Origin of the sequence: Pseudomonas wadenswilerensis (assembly GCF_900497695.1) — a bacterium.
GTDB lineage: Bacteria > Pseudomonadota > Gammaproteobacteria > Pseudomonadales > Pseudomonadaceae > Aquipseudomonas > Aquipseudomonas wadenswilerensis.
Genome location: NZ_UIDD01000008.1, coordinates 306,153 through 325,334 on the forward strand (window position 1 = coordinate 306,153; position 19,182 = coordinate 325,334).

Consider the following 19,182-nt stretch of genomic DNA (forward strand, 5'->3'; position numbering starts at 1 on the left):
CTGAAGGTTATTGCAATGCACAACGACAGCGCCAACAACAACGGCTGGTTCATGCCCGCCGAATGGGCCCGACACGCCGCCACCTGGATGGTCTGGCCGCACAACCAGGCCCTGTGGGAGTCGACCTGGGGCGTGACCCTGGCGGATGTGCAGGTCGATTTCGCCCGGGTCGCCAACGCCATCGCCCGCTTCGAGCCGGTGAAGATGGTGGTCGACCCCAGCGCGGTCGGCCAGGCCCGGGCGCTGTGCGGGGCCAACATCGAGCTGATCGAAATCGCCGTCAACGACAGCTGGTGCCGCGACTCCGGTCCAAGCTTCATCTGCCACCCGCAACAGGGCCTGGCCGGGGTCAGCTGGCGCTTCAACGCCTGGGGTGCCAAGTCGGCCCATGACCTTGATGAAGGCCTGGCCCGCCGTGTGCTCAATGGCCTGGGCCTGCCCTGCTTTGGCAGCTTCCTGGCCAACGAAGGCGGCGCCATTCATGTCGACGGCGACGGCACGCTGATCACCACCGAATCGGTACTGCTCAACCCCAACCGCAACCCGGGCCTGGGCAAAAAGGATATCGAGGAAATCTTCGTGCGCCTGCTGGGGGTGAACAAAGTCATCTGGCTGCCGGGCGACCCGGATTACGTCACGGGCGACATGACCGATGGCCACGTCGACGGCGTCTGTGCTTTCGCCCGACCCGGCGTATTGCTGGTCGACGCGACCCACGACAAATCCTCCGTCTACGCCCAGGTGGCCAAAGAGAACCGCCGCGCCCTTGAACTGGCGACCGACGCCCGTGGCCGTGGCTTCGAGCTGATCGACCTGTACGAAGCCTCGGCTGCCGTCGATACCGACGCCGAAGTGTTCTGCGCCTCCTACACCAACTTCTACCTGTGCAACGACGCGGTGATCATGCCGGCCTACGGCATCGACGCCGACCAGCAGGCGGCTGCCACCCTGCAGCAGGCCTTCCCCGGCCGCACCGTGGTACCGGTGCAGATCAACCAGCTGGCCCACGGCGGTGGCGGCGTACATTGCATCACCCAGCAGCAACCGGCCTGGCCCCTGGCGGGAGGCAAGCAGTGAGCGCGCTGACCGTCGCCAGCTTGCAGTTCGCCTGCAGCTGGAACCTTGAAGGCAACCTCGATAAAGCCGAGCAACTGGTGCGCGAGGCAGCCTCAGCCGGGGCCAAGCTGATCCTGCTACCGGAGCTGTTCGCCACGCCCTACTTCTGCATCGAGCAATGCCACGAGCATCTGGCGCTGGCCGAACCCTATGACAACAGCCCGCTGCTGCAACGCTTTGCCGCCCTGGCCGCAGAGCTGGGGGTGGTGCTGCCGCTGAGCTGGTTCGAACAGGCCGGCAACGCCTACTTCAATTCGCTGACCGTGGCCGATGCCGACGGGCGCTTGCTCGGTGTCTATCGCAAGACCCACATCCCCAACGCCATCGGCTACCAGGAGAAGGAATACTTCAGCCCCGGCGATACCGGCTTCAAGGTCTGGGACACCGCCGCCGGGCGCCTCGGCGTGGGCATCTGCTGGGACCAGTGGTTCCCCGAAACCGCTCGCTGCCTGGCCTTGCAGGGCGCGGAAATCCTGCTGTTCCCCACCGCCATCGGCTCCGAACCCGGCGCCGCGGCCCTGGATTCACGCGACCATTGGCAACTGACCCAGCGCGGCCACGCCGCCGCCAACATCCTCCCGGTGATCACCGCCAATCGCACCGGCGTTGAAGTGGCGCGCAGCGATGCCGACCTGCACATGCGCTTTTACGGCTCGTCGTTTATCACCGACCACAAGGGCCGCCTGCTGGCCGAAGCCGATCGCGACAACACCTGCATGCTGCTGGCCGAGCTGGACCTGACGCAGATGCGCGAGGAGCGCCTGACCTGGGGCATCTACCGCGACCGTCGCCCGGAGATGTACGGCACGCTGTTGAGCCTGGATGGCCGTCACCCGCACACCACCTGGAGGCAAGGCGCATGAACAGCCTGAAAACCCTGATCGCCGTTTCCCTGGCCCTGAGCTGCAGCCTGGCCGGCGCCGAAGACAAAGCCCTGCGCCTGTACAACTGGGCGGATTACTTTGCCGAAGACACCCTCAAGGACTTCACCGCCCAGACCGGCATCAAGGTCATCTACGACGTCATGGACAGCAGCGAAACCCTGGAGGCCAAGCTGCTGTCAGGCAACAGCGGCTATGACCTGATCTTCCCCGGCGACACCGTGGCCGAGCGCCTGGCCCGCGCCGGGGCCCTGCAGAAGCTCGACCCGGGCAAGCTCGAGCACCTGGCAGACATCGAGCCTGGCCTGCAGCGCCTGCACCAGCGTTACCCCAATTCACGCGAGAGCACCGTGCCCTACACCTGGGGCAGCATCGGCCTGACCTACAACCGCGCAGCCATCGAGCAACGCATCGCCAATGCCCCGGTCAACAGCCTCGACCTGTTGTTCAAGCCAGAGAACGCCGCGCTGCTGGCCGACTGCGGTATCTCGATGATCGACTCCCCCGACGAAGTGCTGGCGGTGGTGCTCCACTACCTGGGCAAGGACCCGCGCAGCGGCAAGGCCGACGACCTGCTCGCCGCCCGCCAGATGCTGGGGGCGATCAAGCCGTACATCCGCAAGTTCCAGTCGCAGCCGGTGACCCAGCTGGTCAATGGCGATACCTGCATTTCGCTCGGCTACAGCGGCGACATGATCCAGGCCCAGCGCACCGCCGATGCCGCCGGTAAAAAGGTCGAGTTCCGTTACCACATCCCGGTTGAAGGCACGACCATCTGGATGGACAGCATGGCCATTCCTGCCGACGCCGCCCACCCGGAATACGCCTACGCTTTTATCAACTTCGTCATGCAGCCGCAGCAGATGGCCGCCATCAGTTCGTTCACCGGCTACCCCACCTCCAGCGCCAAGGCGCGGCCGCTGGTCGAGCCGCAGATGCGTGACAACCCAGACATCTATGTCAGCGATGAAACCTACGCGCGGCTGGTCCCGGGCAAGGACATTTCCCAGAAAGACATGCGCGCGCGCATGCGCACCTGGACCACCCTCAAGACTTCCTCGGCCCATTGAGCCGCCACCACGAGAGCCATACCGATGACACCCCGTCGTACCTTTCTCAAACATTTGTCAGTCGCCGCCGGCATCGCCGGCCTCGGCCTCGGCCCGTTGCGCCTGGCCATGGCCGCTGACGAGCGCTGGTTCATGCCCGAAGAAGACCAGGCCCAGCGACGGATCTTCCTGGCCTTCGCCGCCGCCGAAAATGTCTGGGAAGACCAGGCGGACGCGGTCAACAGCTGTATCGCGCAACTGGCCCGTACCATCGCCCGGTACCAGCCGGTCACCGTACTCTGCCGTCCCGAAGACCTGGCTGAGGCACGCCAGCAATGCGGCACCGACAACATCGAGTTCCTGCCTGTGGCACTGGACGACATCTGGATCCGCGATTACGGCGGCTGCTTTGTCATCGACGACGACGGCAACAGCGCGCTGATGGACTTCAACTTCAACGGCTGGGGCAACAAGCAACGCCACCGCAACGATAGCCGGGTGGCGGCAACGCTCAGCGAAACCCTGGGCGTGCCCTACCTGCAAAGCGAGCTGACCGGCGAAGGCGGCGGCATCGAAGTGGATGGCCATGGCACGGCGATCATCACCGAAAGCTGCTGGGTCAACGCCAACCGCAACCCGGACTGGAGCCGCCGCGACGTCGAGGCCGAGCTTAAAGCCAACCTTGGCCTGCGCAAGATCATCTGGCTGCCGGGTATCAAGGGCCAGGACATCACCGATGCCCATGTCGACTTCTATGCGCGCTTCGTCAAACCGGGGGTGGTGATCGCCAACCTCGACAATGACCCTGACTCCTACGATTACCGAGTCACCCGCAAGCACCTGGAGATCCTCAAGCAGGCCACCGACGCCGACGGCCGCCCGTTGACCGTGCACCTGCTGCCGCCGCCAAGCAAACTGCGCAGCAACCGCTTCACCCGCGACAACCCGGAGTTTGCCGCCGGCTACATCAACTACCTGCCGATCAATGGCGCGGTGATCGCGCCGCAATTTGGCGACCCGCAGGCCGACCAGCACTGCAAGCAATTGCTCAGCAAACTGTACCCGGGGCGGATCATCGAGCAGGTCAACATCGACCCGATTGCCGCCGGTGGCGGCGGGATTCATTGCATCAGCAAGAACATGCCTGATACCCGGCAGTAATCCAACCCGCCGCCTTGCTCGCTTGACGGCGTGCAGCGGTAGGCCAATAATAGATCGATCAGTCAGTCTATTAATGAGCCAGATATGAGAACCGTAGACCCGGAAAAAGTCGCCGCCAAACGCAAGCAGATCCTCGATGCGGCCATCGAATGCTTCGCCCGCAATGGCTTTCACTCCACCTCGACGGCGCAAATCTGCGCCGCTGCGGGCATGAGCCCGGGCAACCTGTTCCACTACTTCCCCAGCAAGAACGCGATCATCGAAGCCATTGCCCAGGACGACCAGCATGGCATGGCCGAGTTGATCGCCCACCACGCCAAGGCCAAGGACACCCTCGTTGCAATCGAGAACATCGCCATCGACATGATGGAGTTGTGCAGCGACCCCACCTACGCCCGGATCAGCCTCGAAGTCGCCGCCGAAGCCTTGCGCAACCCCGAGGTCGGAGCCCTGCTTGCCGCCAATGACGCCAAGGTCAAAGCCGATCTCCAGGCCTTGCTCAAGCGCGGCATCGAAGCCGGGCAGATTGACCCGACGCTGGATACACCGATAGCCGCGACCTGGCTGATCGCCCTGACCGAAGGCGGCATCGGCCGCGTCGTGCTCGAGCCAGGCTTCAAGGCCAAAGCCCATAAACCGATGCTGCGTACGATCATCCGCAGGTTCCTGCAGTTGCAGCCATAAGCAGCCCGATATCGGCCTGTTGTACTCGTTGTTACCTCCCCTTGTTGATATGCCCACTCGAGATTGATCGCGATGGCTTTTGTGCTGCGAGACAAACCCCGCCTGTTGATCCCCGGCCTGTTGCTACTGCTCGTGGCTGGCTGGGTGCTGGTGATGCCTGCCAGCGAGCAACCGGATATCTCCCCCCCGCAAGTGCCCTTGCTCAAGGTCAGCAGCGTGCTGGCCGAACCCGGCACCGTGAGCCAGACCCTCCACGTCACCGGCAGCCTGGTGGCCCGCGACGAGGTGTCCATTGGTACCGCGCTGCAAGACACGCGCATTGCCAGGGTACTGGTCGAAGAAGGCGACACAGTGGTGGCCGGGCAACTGCTGGCGCAGCTGGAAACCGATACCCTCGACGCCCAGGTACGCCAGGCCGAGGCCACCCTCAATCGCAATGCCGCCCTGATCAAGCAGCAGCAAGCGCTCGACACCGAGGCACAGGCCAGCCTGGCGCGAATCAATGAGTTGGGCAGCATCGGTGCGGTCAGCGCCCAGCAACTCGACCAGCAGCGCGCCCAGGCCCACTCCAGCGCCGCCGCGTTGGCTGCCGCCCAGGCCGAGCACCAACAGGCCATCGCGCAATTGACTGACGCCCGCACTCGCCGCGACAAGGCCATCATCCTGGCCCCGGTCAACGGCATCATCTCCGAACGCCACGCGCGGTTGGGTGCCATGGCCGGTAGTGAGCCGCTGTTCAAACTGATACGTGACGGGCAACTCGAGCTCGATGGCGAGCTGGCGCAAAGTGCGCTGCAGACCATCCGGGTCGGTACCGAGGTACAGGTGCAAGTTGCCGGCATGGCCGATAGCGTTGCCGGCACGGTGCGTTTGCTGGCGCCCAAGGTGGATGCCGGCACCCGGCTCGGGCGCGTGCGCATCAGCCTCGCGGCAACGGCCGATGTGCGCGCTGGCAGTTTCGCCAGCAGCAGGATCGAAACCGGCACTACCGCGGCCGCGGTGGTCATTCCGCTACGGGCGGTGACCTTTGCCGACGATGGCGGCGCCACCGTCATGGTCCTGGACATCAAGGGCCAGGCGAGCGTGCGTAGCGTGGTCCTCGGCCAGCGCAACAGCCTGCGGGTGCAGGTCAGCAGCGGCCTTGCCGCCGGTGAGCGGGTAGTGGCAAGCGCCTCGGCCTTCGTGCGCAACGGCGACGTGGTCAGCCTGGCACAGGAGCTGGAGCAATGAACCTGGCGGTGTCGTCCTGGGCCATTCGGCGGCCCATCCCTACCCTGGTATTGTTCCTGGTGCTGGCCGTGGCGGGCTGGATTTCCTTTGCCGACCTGCCGATCAACGCCAACCCGCGGGTCGACTTTCCGGTGATCACCGTCGCCGTAGTCCAGGTCGGTGCCGCGCCGAGCGAACTCGAACATGCGGTCACCCAGCGGGTCGAGCGCGCGGTGTCCGGCCTGGCCGGTATCCGTCACATCACCTCGACGATCGCCGATGCCATCTCGGTCACCACCGTGGAGTTCCAGCTCGGTGTCGACCCCGACCGGGCCGCCAACGACATCCGCGACGCCATCGGGCAAATTCGCGCGGACTTGCCGCAGACTATCGAAGAGCCGCTGGTCACGCGCATTGATGTCGAGGGCGGAGCGATCCTCAACTACGCCGTCAAATCCAGCGCCCGCAATGCCGTGGACCTGTCCTGGTTTGTCGATGATGTACTCGGCCGGGAACTGCTTGGCGTGCCCGGGGTGCAAAAAGTGCAGCGCCTGGGCGGCCTCGAGCGTGAGGTCAAGGTCGAACTCAAGCCCGATCGCCTTGAGGCGCTGGGCATCTCGGCCGACCAGGTCAACACCCAGCTGCTGCACAGCAACAGCAACGTGCCTGGCGGGCGGGCGATTCTCGCCGACAGCGAGCAATCCATACGCACACTGGGCAGCGCCCTGACCGTGCAAGCCCTGGGCGACACCCCAATCGCCCTGCCGGACGGACGCTGGGCGCGGTTGAACGAGCTGGCAAGCGTGGTCGATGGCGCCGGTGAAATGCGCTCGCTGGCGCGCCTGAACGGTGAGCAGGTGGTCGGTTTTGCCGTGTTTCGCGCCAAGGGCTCCAGCGATACCCGGGTGGCCGCAGGGGTAGAGGCTGCGCTCCAGCGCCTGCAGCAACATCACCCGGATATCGAAGTCCAGCAGGTCGCCTCGATGGTCGACTACACGCTGGCCAGCTACAACGCCGCGATCATGACCCTGATCGAAGGCGCGCTGCTGACGGTGCTGGTGGTGTTCCTGTTCCTGCGCAACTGGCGCGCGACCCTGGTGGCGGCCATCGCCCTGCCCTTGTCGATCCTGCCGACCTTCGCCGCCATGGCCTGGTTCGGCTACAGCCTCAACAGCATCACCTTGCTGGCCCTGACCCTGGTAATCGGCATCCTGGTCGACGATGCAATTGTCGAAATCGAGAACATCGAGCGTCACCTGGATCAAGGCAAGCGCCCCTACCAGGCGGCCATTGATGCCTCCGATGCTATCGGCTTTGCCGTGGTGGCAATTACCGCGACCATCGTTGCGGTATTCCTGCCGGTCAGTTTTATCGGCGGCTTTGTCGGCCAGTATTTCACCCCCTTCGGCATCACCGTGTCGGCAGCGGTGTTGAGCTCACTGCTGGTGGCACGGCTGGTGACGCCGCTGATGGCCGCCTACTTGCTCAAGCCCAAATCGACTGAACATCAGCAGCAGGCAACGCAAGCGCCCACTGGTTTGCTCGCTCGCTATCTGCGCCTGCTTGAGTGGGCACTGGCGCATCGACGCAAGAGCCTGGTGATCGCGGCGGTTTTCCTGCTGGCCTCCTTTGCCCTGGTACCGTTGCTGCCTTCGGGTTTCATGCCGGTCAGCGATACCAGCCTGAGCCGCATCGATGTCTCCCTGCCACCCGGCACGCCCCTGGCGCAGACCGACCGGACCCTGCAACAGATGGCCGCGAAACTGCGCCAGCAGCCACAAGTGATGTTCGTTTTCAGCACCGCAGGCGGCGAAGATGCCTCCGGCGCCACCGATGTCGCCAGCGGCCAATTGCTGGTGCGCCTGGTGCCACCCGAGCAGCGCGAGGTGAGCCAGAAGGCATTCGAACACGCACTACGACCGGTCCTCGGTGAGTTCGCCGATGTGCGCTTTGCCTTTCGCAGCGACAGTGCGGCGCGAGACATCTCGGTGATTCTCGTCGGTGCCGACGCCCAGCAACTGTCCCAAGCCGCTTACGCGCTGCAAAGCGATATGCGCATGATCAAGGGACTGGCCAATGTCCAGGTCAACGAACCCTTGCCGCGCCCGGAGCTGTTGATCCGCCCGCGCCTGGATGAGGCCGCGCGCTCTGGCGTCAGTGCCCAGGCCATCGGCACCGTGGCGCGAATTGCCACCTTGGGCGATATCAATGCCAATTCAGCGCGCTTCAACTTCCACGACCGGCAAGTACCGATTCGCGTGCAACTTGCCGAGGCGCAGCAAGGCGACCTCGACACGCTGCGCAACCTGCGGGTGGCCAGCGACAATGGCGGCACGCTGGCGCTGTACAGTGTCGCCGACATCGACTACGGCAGTGGCCCGACAAGGATCGAACGCTTCGACCGGCTGCGGCGAATCTCGGTGGACGCCGATCTGGCCGGGGTGACCATCGGCTCGGCCCTGGAAGCGATCCAGGCCACACCCGCCTTGCAGCACCTGCCCCTTGGCGTGCGCGAAGTGGAGTATGGCGACGCCGAGTACATGAATGAAATGTTCGAGAGGTTCGCCACGGCCATGACCTTCGGCATCCTCATGGTATTTGCCGTGCTGGTCCTGCTGTTTCGCGACTTCCTGCAGCCAGTGACCATCCTCGTCTCCCTGCCCCTGGCAGTCGGCGGTGCCATCGGCGGCCTGCTGTTGTATGGCGCCGCCATCGACCTGCCGGTGGTTATCGGTTTGCTGATGCTGATGGGCATCGTCACCAAGAACTCGATTCTGATGGTCGAATTCATCATCGAAAAACGCCGCGCCGGCATGCCCCGGCACCTGGCACTGATACAGTCAGGTGCCGAACGTGCCAGGCCAATCGTAATGACCACCATCGCCATGGTCGCCGGTATGATTCCAGCGGTCCTCAGCAGCGGCGCCGATGCGGGCTTTCGCGGGCCCATGGCGATTGCCGTTATCGGCGGACTGGTGACGTCGACCTTGCTCAGCCTGGTCTTCGTACCGGTGGTCTTCAGCTATATGGACGACCTGAACAACTGGCTGGCCCCGCGCCTGGCAAAACTCACTTCCGTGACCGCGCAAGACCGGGCTGCAGCGCAACAGCAACTAACAGAGGCACGCAATGATCAGACAATTTGAAGCAAACGACATGGATGCAGTTCTGGATATCTGGTTAACGGCCTCGATCCAGGCGCATGACTTTGTCGACCCGGCCGTTTGGCAAGACCAGGTCGACAACATGCGCACGCTCTACTTACCCGCCTCGCAGGCTTATGTATTCGAAGCAGCAGGCAAAACGACTGGCTTTTATGCAGTACATGATAATAACCTGGCGGCGATCTTTGTCCGCCCGGCGTGCCAAGGTCAAGGTATTGGCAAAGCGTTGATTACCCATGCCAAGCAGCACTGCACAGAATTGACGCTGTCGGTGTATAAAGAAAACAGCGCCAGCGTGCAGTTTTACCTGGCACAGGGTTTTACCATCATCAACGAATCCGTGGATGAACACACCGGCCACCCGGAGTACTTCATGAGTACCCGCAAACAGCAGATGTAAACTCTATTACATTTGCCTGAAAGAACGTTACAGCAACTCCCGATACGCTGTAATCCGGGACAGCTGACTTATTTCAGGCGGTACGCATGAGCAAAAAACTTCGCAAACAGATCGTCCACTTGGCGAGCTTCGCTGTAGTGGCTTTTCTAATTTACTCGAACACCCTGCTGACGCTAGGGTTAATACTGATGTTTGTCGCCTGCGGTGTTTATGACCTCGGCCGTAACGGTGCGGTCGACAAACACATCGTCAAAAAATATTTTCTCGGTGGCGGGCGCAATACCTGGGTGCTGTCACCCTTCAACACCCTGATCGACCTGCTGTGCAAACCCAACAAGCACATCTATCAGTTGCATGACCTGCCTGACGCCTGCAATCGCGAGGTCCGTCAGGTGATCGAGATTTCGCTGCGGCACAAGTTCGAGATCATCCGACACCTGGAATCGCGGATGCACAACAACAAGCGCGGGATGTTGTTCTTCCAGTGGTACGGGCGCTCGTCCAGCACGCAACTGAATATTCCTGCGCTTCAGCAACCGTTCGCTTATGTAAAGACGGTGGGCGTGTCGGTGTTCAATGAAAACCAGTCAACCTCTTTTCATTTTGGGCCGTTGCGTTTGATGCTGCGGGTGCTTTACAACATCAGCCCACCGTTGCACAACGAAGGTGTATACATCCAGGTAAAACAGGAAAAGCACTACTGGCACGACCAGCCGTTGTTTATTTTCGATGACACCCTGCTACATGCCTCGTACAACAACAGCAGCGGCAAACGTTATTGCCTGTTTATCGACATCGTCCGCCCTTCCCCTGTTCACCGCCTACTGAGCGGCCTGGTGCTGCTGTTCTCGAAGTTGGTCTTCGGGCTTCGCCGGATGTTCTACAAAAACTGGAAGCCCATTGAATAATCATGGCACTAACAGAGTTTTACATTCTGCACACTGATGATAACAACCAAGTCCCGTACCCTAAACAAACTTTAGCCCACGAGAACAACGTAAACCACCATGAAGATAACAAGGATTTACACTGCATTGACCGGCCTCTGCCTGGTGACCGCCTCAGCGGACTTATTGGCTGACGATTGGCTATTTACCCTGCAAGGCGGCGCGGCCAATGCACCCCGTTACAGCGGCAGCAGTGAGCGCTCGACAGTACCGATGCTCGGCTTCGAGATCGAAAGCCCTTATGGATTCTTCCTACAGGACAAAGGCCTAGGCTGGAAACAGGAATGGGATGACGCCAGTTTCAGCACCTACATCGGCACCAGCGACGAGCGAAAAGACCGCAAAAAAGGCTACCGCGGCTCCGATCGCCTGCGTGGCATGGGATCGATCAAATCCCGCGCCCTGGTGGGCATGGAAGGGTCCTACACCTGGGGGCCGGTCACCTTCGGTGCGACGTTCGAACATGCGCTGAAAAAAGACAGCAACAAAGACACCGGCTCCGCCTACCAGACCCTGGAGCTGAGTGTCGGCACATCGTTGTACGAAGGTGATTTTGGTAGCCTGACCGGCAACATCAATGCGCTGTTTGGTGACGCCGACTACGTCCGCACCTGGTACGGCGTCAGCGAGCAGCAAGCCGCCAACAGCCGCTTTGCCGCACACAAGACCCACGGCGGCCTGGTAAGTCAGGGCGTCAACTTGACCTGGAGTCTGCCACTGGGCGAAAACACCCGCCTGCATACCCTGCTGGATGTGCAGAACCTCTCCGGGCATGTGAGTGACAGTCCGATCGTCGACCGCCGGGTGCAAACCTCCATCGCCAGCGTGCTCGAGTACAGCTTCTAGAACGCCCGCCCTTTAGCCCCGGAGCCTGTGCCGCAGGCTCCCCGGGAAGCACCAGCAGCCCTGTTTGACAACCGCGCGCGCCAGACCGGAACATGAGCCCCTCGAGCACACCAGGAGGTTCATCGCATGAGCAAGGCACCCTATGTCCCGCCTCGGGTCTGGCAGCACGACGCGCCGTCTGGCGGCGAGTTCGCCAACATCAACCGTCCGCTGGCCGGCCCGACCCACGACAAGGCCCTGCCCGTGGGCAAGCAGCCGCTGCAACTGTATTCCCTGGCCACGCCCAATGGCGTGAAGGTCACCATCCTCCTCGAAGAGCTGCTGGCGCTCGGGCATACCGGCGCCGAGTACGACGCTTGGCTGATTCGCATCAGCGAAGGCGAGCAGTTCTCCAGCGGCTTCGTCGAGGTCAACCCCAACTCGAAGATCCCTGCCCTGCTCGACTACAGCGTGCAGCCGCCGCTGCGGGTGTTCGAGTCCGGTTCGATCCTGCTCTACCTTGCCGAAAAATTCGCTGAGTTCCTGCCGACCGACCCGGCCGGTCGTACCGAGACCATGAACTGGCTGTTCTGGCAGATGGGTTCGGCGCCCTACCTGGGCGGCGGCTTCGGTCACTTCTACGCCTACGCGCCGGAAAAATTCGAGTACCCGATCAACCGCTTCACCATGGAAACCAAGCGTCAGCTGGATGTGCTCGACCGCCGCCTGGCGGAAAGCAAGTACCTGGCCGGTGATAGCTACACCATCGCCGATATTGCCGTCTGGTCCTGGTATGGCCAGCTGGCGTTGGGCAGGTTGTACTCGGCGGGCGAGTTCCTCGGCGTGCAGGACTACACCCACGTGCAACGCTGGGCACAAGCGATTGCCGAACGCCCGGCGGTGCTCCGCGGCCTGCGGGTGAACCGCACCTGGGGCGATGAGGCGAGTCAGGTGGCAGAGCGGCATTCGGCGCAGGATCTGGATTGAGGCAACAGCATTCGACGTCAAACTCGGGTACTGTGTGGCAAATACTGGCAGGGATAGCCATTGTGCTCCACGGTCAGGTCAAGCAAGCGCCGCTCACCACACGAATCAAGAGTTAATCAAATCCAGGATGGAGCACTACAAATCACTGTTGCAGGCGCTGTTCTTCTTCGCGCTGACCTTTGGCCTTGGCTATCTGTCGATACGCCGCATGCGCAAGCTGCGCGAGGCCGTCGACAGCGAGTTCGAAACGGCACTGCGACGGCTCCGGATTGATCACCACGAAGTGCTGCTCGACCGCACCCAGCGCCGCTATCACCCGGAGGCGATCCAGGTGCACCGGATACTGCGCGATGACCAAGGCCAGCACTACCTGTATGTGCACATCAGCGATTCGCCCGGAGTCATGCAGCCACTGAGCCACGAGAGAGCGCTGCTGGCGTTGGGCAAGAAAGCCTAGGGCATCAACCTGGCAACACTCGGCACCGGGATGTAACAAGGCTGGAAGCCGGGTTGGCAGTAGTAAGCCATGGTCACTGGCGCCGGTAACGGGCGGTTCAGAAGAGCGGTATAGGCTGCGCCAAAGGCGCAGACAGTCAAGGCAAGGCAAATTGTTTTTGTTGTTTTCATGGCCATTCCACCACAGACGAGGAAAAGACGTTGTGCGCCCCAGACTAAAAACTGCTGCGACAACCTGCTTCGTCCAAACGGACTAGAAAACCGCCGCTCAGACCAGCGCCCGGCGCAGGTCTGCCGCGGCGCCGGCCAGGGCCGTGGCAGCGCGTTCGACAAACGCCGTCATGCTGATGAAACCATGCACCATGCCCGCGCAGCGCTCGACCCGAGTCGCCACACCCGCCCGCTGCAAGCGCTCGGCAAAGGCTTCGCCTTCGTCGCGTAGCGGATCGTACTCGGCAGTGATCAGCGTGGTGGCTGGCATCCCGCTCAGCGATTCGGCGAGCAGCGGTGAGGCCAATGGATCCTCAACCTGCTCCGGGCGTTGCAGGTAGCTGCGCCAGAACCAGGCCATCATCGCCCGCGACAACAGATAACCTTCGCCATACGCCTGGTATGAAGCGCTGTCGCAACGGCCATCGGTGACCGGGTAGAACAGGCACTGATAGCGGATCCGCGGGCCCTGGTGCTGTGCGGCCAGGCGGCTGACGGCGATCGCCAGGTTGGCCCCGGCGCTGTCGCCGGCCAGTGCCAGGCGGCTGCCATCGACCCGCAGGCTGCCGGCCTGCTCGACCAGCCAGCAGGTGGCGGCATAGCAATCGAGCGGCGCCGCCGGGAAGCGCGCCTCCGGTGCCAGCCGGTAGGCAACCGAGACCACCACCGCGCCGGTTGCACTGGCCAGCGCCCGGCACAGGTGGTCATGGGTTTCGAGTGTGCCGATGACAAAGCCGCCACCATGGAAGAACACCAGCAGCGGCAGGTTGTCCTGATCCAGCGGCCGATACAGCCGGGCATCCAGCTCACCGGCAGCGCCGGCCACCCGCAGGTCGCGCACTTCAGCCATGACCGGGCCCGGGATCGGCGGCAACAGGTGGTCGGCATACTGGCGGTACTGCGCGGCATCGAGCTGGTCGTAGTCGGGCTCACCCTGGGCGCTGAACGGCTCAAGCACAGCGGCGATCTGCTTATCGAGCGGCATGGGTATCTCCTTGCACATCGATCATCTGGAACTGCGGGTTGGTTTCTTCAAGGATGCTGCGCAGGCGCAGCTCCAGGGCGGGTTTGAAGTCTTTATGGGGGAAGATCCAGAAGCGCTGCTCGGCCAGGGCCGCAAACACCTGGGCGGCCAAGGCGCGGGGCGTCATGCCCTGGCGGATGCTGTCGTCAAGTACGGCGCTGAACGCTGTGCCGGCCTGATCGCGGGCCTGGTTCGAGGCCATGATTTCACTGGCCACCGGCCCCGGGCAGAGCACCGACACCGAGACCTGGGCGCCGAGCATGCTCAACTCGAACTGCAGGGTCTCGGACAACGCCACCACCGCCTGCTTGGTGACGTTGTACGGCGCCATCAACGGGCTGCTGAGCAGCCCGGCGAGCGACGCGGTATTGATCACCTGTGCCGGGTGGCCTTGCTTGAGCAACAGCGGGACAAAACTGCGGATGCCATTGATCGTCCCCTGCAGGTTGATGGCGAGCATGCGCTGCCATTGCTCGTGGCTGATTTCCCAGCTGTAGCCGGTCTGCATCACCCCGGCATTGTTGAACAGCAGGTCGACCCGCTGAAAATGCGCCAGGACGACATCGCGCAGGCGCTCGACCTGGGTCACATCGCTGACATCGGTCACCTGGGCGATCGCCTGCGCCCCCTGCCCTTGCAGCTGCGCGCAGAGCGTCTGCAAGCCCGGACCATCGACATCGGCCAGCACCAACTGCATGCCCAGCCCTGCCGCATGCTCGGCCAGGCCCCGGCCAATACCGCTGGCTGCGCCGGTAATCACCGCCACCCGCCCCTGCTCGTTGCTCATTTTGCTCTCCCGCTGCTGGCTTGATTGCACCAGTAGAGCCGTCAGCCAGCGGGCGGCCATCGTCCGTTCAGACGATGCCCGCCAGTACAGGGGCGGCAGAATCACTCGCACAGCACACCCCGTGATACACCGGAGAACAATAAGATGAGCACCCTGCACCGCATTGAAGCCAAGCTGCTGGAAGACCGCTACGCCCGTGGTTGGCACTGCCTGGGCCTGGCCGCGCAATACCGTGATGGCAAGGCCCACCGCCTGGACGTGTTTGGCACCCGCCTGGTGGCGTTCCAGGGTGAAGACGGCCAACTGAACATTCTCGACGGCTTCTGCCCGCACATGGGCGCTGATCTGAGCACCGGCTGCATCGAAGGCAACTCGATTCGCTGCCCGTTCCACAGCTGGCGCTGGGGCGCCGATGGCGTGTGCGACGACATTCCCTACGCCAAGCGCATTCCGCCACGGGCCAAGGTCAAGCGCTGGCCGATCATGGAGGAAAACCAGCTGCTGTTCGTCTGGAACGACCCGCAAGGCAACCCGCCGATCGCCGAGCAGGCGATCCCGCGCATCGATGCCTGTTTCAGTGACGAGTGGGCCAGCTGGGAAGTGGCCGAATTGCAGATCGACACCAACTGCCGCGAGCTGATCGACAACGTCGCCGACATGGCGCACTTCGGCACGGTCCATGGCGCGCCGGTGGCCGAGTTCAGCAACGTTTTCGAAGGCCACCTGGCCACCCAGATCATGCGCGCCCGCAGCGAGCGCCTGTCTGGCGACAGCGAGCTGAGCACCGTGGCCACCTACTTCGGCCCGGCCTACCAGATCACCGAAATGACCGGGGCGATGAACGGCCAGCCGATCCACTCGATCCTGCTCAACTGCCATGTGCCGATCGACCTCAACAGCTTCACCCTGCGCTATGGCGTGCTGGTGAAAAAGATCCCCGGGCTGAGCGAGGAACAGAACCAGGCCATGGCCAAGGCCTATGTGCAACAGGCCCAGGCCGCCTTCTACGAAGACGTGGCGATCTGGCACAGCAAGACCCGGGTCGACAACCCGCTGCTGTGCGACGGCGATGGCCCGGTCTACCAGTTGCGGCGCTGGTACGAACAGTTCTATACCGACGTCGCCCTGCTGCCTGCCGAGACCCGTGACAACAAGCGTTTCGTGGTACTTGACGGCGAGCGTGCCTGAGCCTTGCCGACAGCTTCGGACAGGCGTGCGTTACGCCTGTCCGGATGCGTGTACGGAGCGTTGCGTGCACGCGTCGACGACGATTATTCTCTGCCATCGCCAACGCTAATAATAAAAAATGGTAGTTCCCTATGCAGCCGTGCCTCACCCTAGAGTCGTTCAGCGACTTGCTCGGTCACCTCTACCAAGGGCCAATGGAGAACATTCCCTGGGTCACCTTCCTCAACCAGCTCAACCTGCAGCTGCACAGCAAATACGTCACCTTCATCCTGCGCCCGCCCAGCGCCCACGTCGACGGCCTGATGGTCAACACCACCGGCAGTTCGAGCGAAACCACCGCCTCCTATAACAAGCATTTCTTTGCCCTCGACCCATTCGTCGACCTGCCCAACCGTGAAGTGGTGACCCTCGCCAGCTACGTTTCCAACGACGAGCTGCTGCAATCGGAGTTCTACAAGAATTTTCTCGAGCCGGTGGACGTGTTCCATATCCTCGGTGCCGACATCAACACCTGTGATGGCGCCCAGTGCCGCATCCGCATCAGCCGCGGGCGTAACGACCAGCCCTTCGGCGATGAAGAAAAAACCCTGCTGGCGCGTTTCATCCCGCACCTGGAACGCTCGATCAAGCTGCACATGCAGCTCAACCGCATCGAAACCGAACGCAACCTCTACGCCGGCGCCGTCGACCAGATGGCGGTGGGCACCATCATCCTCGACGAAACCGGCAAGGTGCTGCAGACCAACCAGGTTGCCGAGCGGCTGATCCAGGAAAAGGACGGCATCAAGCTGGTCAACGACGGCCTGCAGGTCGGTACCGCGCGCGACACCCAGGAGTTCCGCCGCCTGGTCAAGCAATCACTGCTGTCGCAAAAAAGCAGCAACCCCTCGGTGGTCGAGGCCATGCGCGTGCAACGCCCGTCCGGGCGCGCCGACCTTGGCATCATCGTGCGCTCGGTACCGCTGTCGACCTGGAGCGAAGGCAAGCAATGCCCGACCGTGGTGATCTTCATCAGCGACCCGGAGCAGCAATCGTCAGCGCCGCAGGAGATCGTCCGTGCGCTGTTCGATTTCACCCCGGCCGAAACCCAGCTGGCCATGCTGTTGGCCAACGGCCTGACCCTGGATGAAGCCTCGGAAGAACTGGGTATCAGCCGCAACACCTCGCGTGCCCACCTGCGTTCGACCTTTTCCAAGACCGGCGTGACCCGCCAGACCATGCTGGTGCGCTTGATTTTGCGCAGCGTGGCGACCCTCGGCTGAAGCGGCGCCCTCGTCCGCTTGGACGATGGCGGGCCGCCAAGTACAGCGCACAGTGCAGGCATCCACCCTCCGTCACCGCGTGGGCCTGCATATGCGTAATTGTCCGACCATCCTCAAGACCGAACTGCTGGCTGAAAGCAGCCATTTCCAGATCGAAGCCCTGCACCTGCAATTCAGCAATGGCCAGCGGCGCATCTACGAACGTTTGCGCGGTACCGGCTACCGCTCGGTGATGCTGGTGGCGATGCCCGATCCCGAGCATGTGCTGATGGTGCGCGAGTACGCCGTGGGTGTAGAGGGCACCATCCTCGGGCTGCCCAAGGGCGGTGCCGAAGCGGATGAAAGCTACCTGCAGGCGGCGCAGCGCGAGCTGTGCGAAGAAGTCGGCCTGCGCGCGGCACGGCTGACCGAACTGGGCGAACTGACCCTGGCACCGGGGCATTTGTGTCATCGTTATCGCGTGGTACTGGCCCAGGACCTGAGCCCTTGTGCCCTGGACGGAGATGAGCCCGAGCCGCTGGAATGCATCAAGGTACCGCTGGCGCAGATCCCGGAACGGGTGGCCAGTGGGGAGTTGCATGAGGCCCGGGCGATTGCTGCGTTGTTCATGGCCATGGGGGCCTGTGGGAGCGGGCTTGACCCGCGATGAGGCCGGGGCAGCCTGCGCAGCAAGGAGTTGTCTGAACTACGAGCGCTATGCGCTCGATCGCTGGCAAGGCCAGCTCCCACAGGTTCAGCGCTGTACTCAGATCCATTGTGGGAGCCGGCCTTGCCGGCGATGAAGCCAGCGCGCCTCTCAGGTCGGCATCACCCCACGCGCCCGCGACAGGGTCAGGGCCAGGTCTTCGATCATGTCTTCCTGACCGCCCACCGTGCCCCGCCGCCCTAGCTCTACCAGCAAGTCCCGCGCGGCAATGCCGTACTTGAGCTCGGCACGCTTGGCAAACAACAGGAACGAACTGTAGACCCCGGCATAACCCAGGGTCAGGGCATCACGGTCGAGACGAATGGGTTGGTCCATCATCGGCACCACCAGGTCCTCGGCCACGTCCATGATTCGGTACAGGTCAACGCCGCTGCTCACGCCCATGCGCTCCAGCACGGCGACGAACACTTCCAGCGGCGTGTTGCCCGCCCCCGCCCCCAGCCCGGCAACCGAGCCGTCGATGCGCACGGCGCCGGCCTCGATAGCCGCCAGCGAGTTGGCAATCGCCATGCCCAGGTTGTGGTGGCCATGAAAACCGACTTCGGTGCTGGCATTCAAACCGGCACGCAACAGGCCAATCTTCTCGCTGACTTCAGCCGGCAGCATGTAGCCCGCGGAGTCGGTGCAATAGATGCAGTTGGCGCCGTAGCTTTCCATCAGCCGCGCCTGTTCCAGCAGTTTTTCCGCGCTGACCATGTGCGCCATCATCAGGAAACCGACGGTGTCCAGGCCCATCTTCGCCGCCATGCCGATGTGCTGGCCGGAAACATCCGCTTCGGTGCAGTGGGTCGCCACACGAATGGTCGAGACGCCATGTTCATGGGCCATTTTCAGGTGATCAAGGGTGCCGATTCCCGGTAGCAGCAAGGCCGACACCTTGGCCTGTTTGAGCCTGGGGATCACCGCCGCGAAGTATTCCTCATCGCTGTGGGCAGGAAATCCGTAGTTCAGCGAAGCCCCACCCAGGCCATCGCCATGGGTGATTTCAATCAGCGGCACACCGGCCGCATCCAGGCCGCTGGCCACCGCGATCATCTGCTCCAGGCTGATCTGGTGACGTTTGGCGTGCATCCCGTCGCGCAGGCTCATGTCGTGCAGACGGACGCTTTTACCTTGCAGATTCATG

18 protein-coding genes are annotated in these 19,182 nt (G+C 62.8%); 15 read left to right on the forward strand and 3 right to left on the reverse strand.

Features of this window, described 5'->3' with window-relative positions; genetic code table 11:
- Positions 1 to 15: 15 nt before the first annotated feature.
- From CCOS864_RS16875 to CCOS864_RS16930, 12 genes are all read left to right on the forward strand, one after another.
- Entirely contained in the window at positions 16 to 1,077 is a 1,062-nt protein-coding gene (locus CCOS864_RS16875) for an agmatine deiminase family protein (protein WP_115087489.1), read from the forward strand.
- Positions 1,074 to 1,979 (forward strand): N-carbamoylputrescine amidase, encoded by a 906-nt coding sequence (gene aguB / locus CCOS864_RS16880; protein WP_115087490.1) that lies wholly within the window; start codon positions 1,074 to 1,076, stop codon positions 1,977 to 1,979. Before CCOS864_RS16875 ends, aguB begins: the two co-directional genes overlap by 4 nt.
- Positions 1,976 to 3,067 (forward strand): extracellular solute-binding protein, encoded by a 1,092-nt coding sequence (locus CCOS864_RS16885; RefSeq protein ID WP_115087491.1) that lies wholly within the window; start codon positions 1,976 to 1,978, stop codon positions 3,065 to 3,067. Before aguB ends, CCOS864_RS16885 begins: the two co-directional genes overlap by 4 nt.
- Before the next feature lie 24 nt (positions 3,068 to 3,091).
- On the forward strand, positions 3,092 to 4,207 hold the full coding sequence (locus CCOS864_RS16890) for an agmatine deiminase family protein (protein WP_115087492.1): 1,116 nt from the start codon (positions 3,092 to 3,094) through the stop codon (positions 4,205 to 4,207).
- 84 nt (positions 4,208 to 4,291) lie between these two features.
- Positions 4,292 to 4,891: a TetR/AcrR family transcriptional regulator gene (locus CCOS864_RS16895; RefSeq protein ID WP_115087493.1), complete on the forward strand. Its 600-nt coding sequence runs from the start codon at positions 4,292 to 4,294 to the stop codon at positions 4,889 to 4,891.
- Between the two features lie 72 nt (positions 4,892 to 4,963).
- Positions 4,964 to 6,121 carry an efflux RND transporter periplasmic adaptor subunit gene (locus CCOS864_RS16900; RefSeq protein ID WP_115087494.1) on the forward strand — a complete coding sequence of 386 codons (1,158 nt, stop codon included), beginning with the start codon at positions 4,964 to 4,966 and terminating at the stop codon, positions 6,119 to 6,121.
- Positions 6,118 to 9,246 carry an efflux RND transporter permease subunit gene (locus CCOS864_RS16905; protein ID WP_115087495.1) on the forward strand — a complete coding sequence of 1,043 codons (3,129 nt, stop codon included), beginning with the start codon at positions 6,118 to 6,120 and terminating at the stop codon, positions 9,244 to 9,246. The genes CCOS864_RS16900 and CCOS864_RS16905 overlap by 4 nt, the downstream gene beginning before the upstream one ends.
- Positions 9,230 to 9,664, forward strand: a complete 435-nt coding sequence (locus CCOS864_RS16910; RefSeq protein ID WP_115087496.1) for an N-acetyltransferase — start codon at positions 9,230 to 9,232, stop codon at positions 9,662 to 9,664. Before CCOS864_RS16905 ends, CCOS864_RS16910 begins: the two co-directional genes overlap by 17 nt.
- Before the next feature lie 86 nt (positions 9,665 to 9,750).
- Positions 9,751 to 10,572: an aspartyl/asparaginyl beta-hydroxylase domain-containing protein gene (locus CCOS864_RS16915; protein WP_115087497.1), complete on the forward strand. Its 822-nt coding sequence runs from the start codon at positions 9,751 to 9,753 to the stop codon at positions 10,570 to 10,572.
- Positions 10,573 to 10,671: 99 nt separating this feature from the next.
- A complete protein-coding gene (locus CCOS864_RS16920) occupies positions 10,672 to 11,457 on the forward strand; it encodes a MipA/OmpV family protein (protein ID WP_167458907.1) in 786 nt (261 codons plus the stop codon).
- Positions 11,458 to 11,583: 126 nt separating this feature from the next.
- The gene (gene yghU, locus CCOS864_RS16925; protein ID WP_115087498.1) at positions 11,584 to 12,423 is read left to right on the forward strand and encodes a glutathione-dependent disulfide-bond oxidoreductase; all 840 of its coding nucleotides are present in this window, start codon (positions 11,584 to 11,586) and stop codon (positions 12,421 to 12,423) included.
- A gap of 127 nt (positions 12,424 to 12,550) precedes the next feature.
- Positions 12,551 to 12,880, forward strand: a complete 330-nt coding sequence (locus CCOS864_RS16930) for a hypothetical protein (RefSeq protein ID WP_115087499.1) — start codon at positions 12,551 to 12,553, stop codon at positions 12,878 to 12,880.
- Positions 12,881 to 13,147: 267 nt separating this feature from the next.
- Here CCOS864_RS16930 and CCOS864_RS16935 read toward each other — a convergent pair whose 3' ends face one another.
- Positions 13,148 to 14,074 (reverse strand): alpha/beta hydrolase, encoded by a 927-nt coding sequence (locus tag CCOS864_RS16935; RefSeq protein ID WP_115087500.1) that lies wholly within the window; start codon positions 14,072 to 14,074, stop codon positions 13,148 to 13,150.
- Positions 14,061 to 14,900: an SDR family NAD(P)-dependent oxidoreductase gene (locus tag CCOS864_RS16940; protein WP_115087501.1), complete on the reverse strand. Its 840-nt coding sequence runs from the start codon at positions 14,898 to 14,900 to the stop codon at positions 14,061 to 14,063. Before CCOS864_RS16940 ends, CCOS864_RS16935 begins: the two co-directional genes overlap by 14 nt.
- Positions 14,901 to 15,044: 144 nt before the next feature.
- On the opposite strand from CCOS864_RS16940, the gene CCOS864_RS16945 reads away from it, so the two are divergent.
- The 3 genes from CCOS864_RS16945 (at position 15,045) to nudE (ending at position 17,999) form a co-directional block, all read left to right on the forward strand.
- Positions 15,045 to 16,088, forward strand: a complete 1,044-nt coding sequence (locus CCOS864_RS16945; protein WP_115087502.1) for a 3-ketosteroid-9-alpha-monooxygenase, oxygenase component — start codon at positions 15,045 to 15,047, stop codon at positions 16,086 to 16,088.
- Between the two features lie 131 nt (positions 16,089 to 16,219).
- On the forward strand, positions 16,220 to 17,350 hold the full coding sequence (locus tag CCOS864_RS16950) for a helix-turn-helix transcriptional regulator (protein ID WP_115087503.1): 1,131 nt from the start codon (positions 16,220 to 16,222) through the stop codon (positions 17,348 to 17,350).
- A gap of 91 nt (positions 17,351 to 17,441) precedes the next feature.
- Positions 17,442 to 17,999, forward strand: a complete 558-nt coding sequence (nudE, locus tag CCOS864_RS16955) for an ADP compounds hydrolase NudE (protein WP_115087504.1) — start codon at positions 17,442 to 17,444, stop codon at positions 17,997 to 17,999.
- 147 nt (positions 18,000 to 18,146) lie between these two features.
- On the opposite strand, the gene dmpG is transcribed toward nudE, so the two are convergent.
- Positions 18,147 to 19,181, reverse strand: coding sequence for a 4-hydroxy-2-oxovalerate aldolase (gene dmpG / locus CCOS864_RS16960; RefSeq protein ID WP_115087505.1), 1,035 nt, complete (start codon positions 19,179 to 19,181; stop codon positions 18,147 to 18,149).
- Position 19,182: the final 1 nt, after the last annotated feature.

What these genes read in the sequence shown, in the direction of transcription:
- CCOS864_RS16910 (WP_115087496.1), top strand. Translation starts at nt 9,230, where the DNA reads ATGATCAGACAATTTGAAGCAAACGACATGGATGCAGTTCTGGATATC.
- dmpG (WP_115087505.1), bottom strand. Translation starts at nt 19,181, where the DNA reads ATGAATCTGCAAGGTAAAAGCGTCCGTCTGCACGACATGAGCCTGCGC.
- CCOS864_RS16945 (WP_115087502.1), top strand. Translation starts at nt 15,045, where the DNA reads ATGAGCACCCTGCACCGCATTGAAGCCAAGCTGCTGGAAGACCGCTAC.
- CCOS864_RS16875 (WP_115087489.1), top strand. Translation starts at nt 16, where the DNA reads ATGCACAACGACAGCGCCAACAACAACGGCTGGTTCATGCCCGCCGAA.
- CCOS864_RS16905 (WP_115087495.1), top strand. Translation starts at nt 6,118, where the DNA reads ATGAACCTGGCGGTGTCGTCCTGGGCCATTCGGCGGCCCATCCCTACC.
- CCOS864_RS16920 (WP_167458907.1), top strand. Translation starts at nt 10,672, where the DNA reads ATGAAGATAACAAGGATTTACACTGCATTGACCGGCCTCTGCCTGGTG.
- CCOS864_RS16900 (WP_115087494.1), top strand. Translation starts at nt 4,964, where the DNA reads ATGGCTTTTGTGCTGCGAGACAAACCCCGCCTGTTGATCCCCGGCCTG.
- CCOS864_RS16930 (WP_115087499.1), top strand. Translation starts at nt 12,551, where the DNA reads ATGGAGCACTACAAATCACTGTTGCAGGCGCTGTTCTTCTTCGCGCTG.
- CCOS864_RS16935 (WP_115087500.1), bottom strand. Translation starts at nt 14,074, where the DNA reads ATGCCGCTCGATAAGCAGATCGCCGCTGTGCTTGAGCCGTTCAGCGCC.
- CCOS864_RS16950 (WP_115087503.1), top strand. Translation starts at nt 16,220, where the DNA reads ATGCAGCCGTGCCTCACCCTAGAGTCGTTCAGCGACTTGCTCGGTCAC.
- CCOS864_RS16895 (WP_115087493.1), top strand. Translation starts at nt 4,292, where the DNA reads ATGAGAACCGTAGACCCGGAAAAAGTCGCCGCCAAACGCAAGCAGATC.
- CCOS864_RS16940 (WP_115087501.1), bottom strand. Translation starts at nt 14,900, where the DNA reads ATGAGCAACGAGCAGGGGCGGGTGGCGGTGATTACCGGCGCAGCCAGC.
- CCOS864_RS16885 (WP_115087491.1), top strand. Translation starts at nt 1,976, where the DNA reads ATGAACAGCCTGAAAACCCTGATCGCCGTTTCCCTGGCCCTGAGCTGC.
- CCOS864_RS16890 (WP_115087492.1), top strand. Translation starts at nt 3,092, where the DNA reads ATGACACCCCGTCGTACCTTTCTCAAACATTTGTCAGTCGCCGCCGGC.
- CCOS864_RS16915 (WP_115087497.1), top strand. Translation starts at nt 9,751, where the DNA reads ATGAGCAAAAAACTTCGCAAACAGATCGTCCACTTGGCGAGCTTCGCT.
- yghU (WP_115087498.1), top strand. Translation starts at nt 11,584, where the DNA reads ATGAGCAAGGCACCCTATGTCCCGCCTCGGGTCTGGCAGCACGACGCG.
- nudE (WP_115087504.1), top strand. Translation starts at nt 17,442, where the DNA reads ATGCGTAATTGTCCGACCATCCTCAAGACCGAACTGCTGGCTGAAAGC.